Consider the following 2,422-nt stretch of genomic DNA (forward strand, 5'->3'; position numbering starts at 1 on the left):
GGGTGTCACCGACACCTCGCCCTTTCTTTTGCAAGTCGTGGCGTCCTATGACCGGCGGATGGGATCGGGCGGCACCTAAGGAATGATCGAGTTCCCCGGCGTGGCCTGGATTGCCATCGCGCTGGCAGCGCTATGGATCGCCGTCGCGGTCGCCGTGTCGATTGCCGCTGCCAGGCGAGTCCGCCGGGCAAGCGCAACAATCGCTTCGGCTCAAATGATGGCCAGTTTGCTCAATGTCGCGCCGGCAAAGCCGCTGTTAGTCCATCCCGATGGCCGCATTGAGGTTGATGCGCGACTACTCCGCGATCTTGGTCTGGAACAGGCGCCGGCCAAGCTCCGCGATCTCGCCGCCGACAACGCCGGCCTTGGGCCGGATGATCTTGATGCGCTGGCCGACGATATCCGAGCGGCCGCGCTGTCGGGCGGCAAGGTTGAGCGCAAGGTCCGTTCGGCAGGATCGCGCCGCGTGTTCGAAGTCCGGGGTGGCCCAGCGCCGCCACCCGGGTTGCCCGGAACTTTGCTGCTATGGTTGTTCGACACCAGCACCCATGAGGAGGAGCGATCCAAACTCTTGCTGCGGCTGCGCCAGACCGAGGGGGCGCTCGACAGCCTGACGCACCTGATCGAATCGGCGCCTTTCCCGATGTGGTTCCGCGGCCCCGATCTCAAACTCGGTCTGGTCAACAAGGCCTTTGTCGAAGCGGTCGAAGGGCGCGATGCCGAAGATGTCATTGGGCGGGAGGTCGAGCTGATCGACGAACCCGGCGACAATGGTGCGCATGCCGCGGCGCGACAAGCGGTCGAAGCCGGCAAGATCCAGTCGCGCAACCAGGCCGCGATCATCCGTGGCGAACGGCGCATGCTGCGGATCGTCAACGTGCCGCTGCAAACCGGCGCGGTGGCCGGTTTCGCCATCGACATTCAGGACCTCGAAGACGCTCGCTATGAGCTTGCTCGCCATATCCATTCGCAGCGCGAGCTATCCGACCGGATGACGGCGGGCGCGGCCCAGTTTGACGCCGACCGGTCGCTGAACTTCTATAATCAGCCGTTCGCGGTGATGGCGCAGCTCGATCCCGAATGGTTGTCGGAGCGCCCGGAATTCGATCGCGTGCTCGAACGCATGCGCGAAAACCACCGACTTCCCGAAACCCGCGATTTCCCCGCGTGGAAGGAGGAGCGGCGGGCCTGGTTCAGCAGCGCCGACGAAGTTGTCGAGGAAGAATGGATGCTGGCCAACGGCGACCATTTGCGAGTGGTTGCCCAGGCATTGCCCGACGGTGGGCTGCGCCTGTTCCTGGAGGACCGCACCGAGCAAGTGCGCCTGGCGTCCGCGCGCGACACTCTACTGCGGGTTCGCGCGGCGACGTTCGACAATCTGTTCGAAGCCATTAGCGTCTTCGCCAGCGATGGCCGCTTGTACCTGTGGAACCGTCGCTTTTGCCAGGTTTGGGATCTCGACGAGGAGTGGTTGGGTGAACACCCACGGGTCGATGAACTGGTGCCGGCAATGGCGCTCAAGCTGGTTAATCCGACCGCCGCCGCGCAGATTCGCGAGCAGATTCGCCAGACGACCAGCAAGCGCGAGGGTGCGGGCGGGCGCCTATCGATGACCGACGGCCGTCATTTCCAGTTTGCGGCCGTGCCGCTGCCGGACGGCAACGCGCTGTTCACGATGGTCGACGTGACCGATTCGACCCGGATTGAATCGGCTTTGCGCGAACGCGCGACCGCACTCGAGGCGGCCGACCGGGTGAAAACCGACTTTGTCGCCAACATGAGCTATGAGTTGCGAACACCGTTGACCTCGATTGGGGGGTTCGCTGAGATGTTGGCGGCGGGTTATGCGGGCAAGCTGTCGGCCAAAGCCGTAGACTATGTTGGCGCGATCGAGGAATCGGTCGGACGCCTCGCCAAGCTCGTCAACGATGTTCTCGACCTTACCACCGGCGATGCTCGCGGAGTCAGCATCGAACATGAGCGGGTTGATCTGGCGGGGCTGTGTCGGGCGGCAGTTGAGACCGCGCAACCGCGCGCCGCGGAAAAATCACAAACGCTGGCCAGCGAGATTTCCGAATCGACGGGAATTGTCACCGGCGACGCTCGGCGGCTGCGTGAATCGATCGAGCATGTGTTGCACAACGCGATCGCGTACACCGACCGCAAGGGCCGCATTGTGCTCAAGGCCAATGGCGACGCGGACCAGGTCGTTATCCACATCAGCGACAATGGCTCGGGGATTGCCGCCAAGGATTTGCCGCGTGTGTTCAATCGCTTTGACCGCGTCGAGGAAGCGGGCGTGCGCGGCGAAGCGGCGCTTGGCCTCGGCCTGCCGCTGACCCGTCAGTTTATCGAGGCGCACGGCGGCACGGTTGAGCTGACGTCGAAGAAGTCGAAAGGGACCACGGTCACGCTGACGGTA

Annotated in this window: 1 protein-coding gene; it reads left to right on the forward strand. The window is 63.9% G+C overall.

Annotated elements, in window-relative coordinates:
* Positions 1-82 precede the first annotated feature (82 nt).
* Positions 83-2,422 (forward strand): PAS-domain containing protein (locus RMO25_RS04335; protein ID WP_309661376.1); only part of this gene is annotated, 2,340 nt, incomplete at its 3' end.

It is taken from the genome of Sphingomonas sp. (assembly GCF_031361285.1).
Taxonomy (GTDB): domain Bacteria; phylum Pseudomonadota; class Alphaproteobacteria; order Sphingomonadales; family Sphingomonadaceae; genus Sphingomicrobium.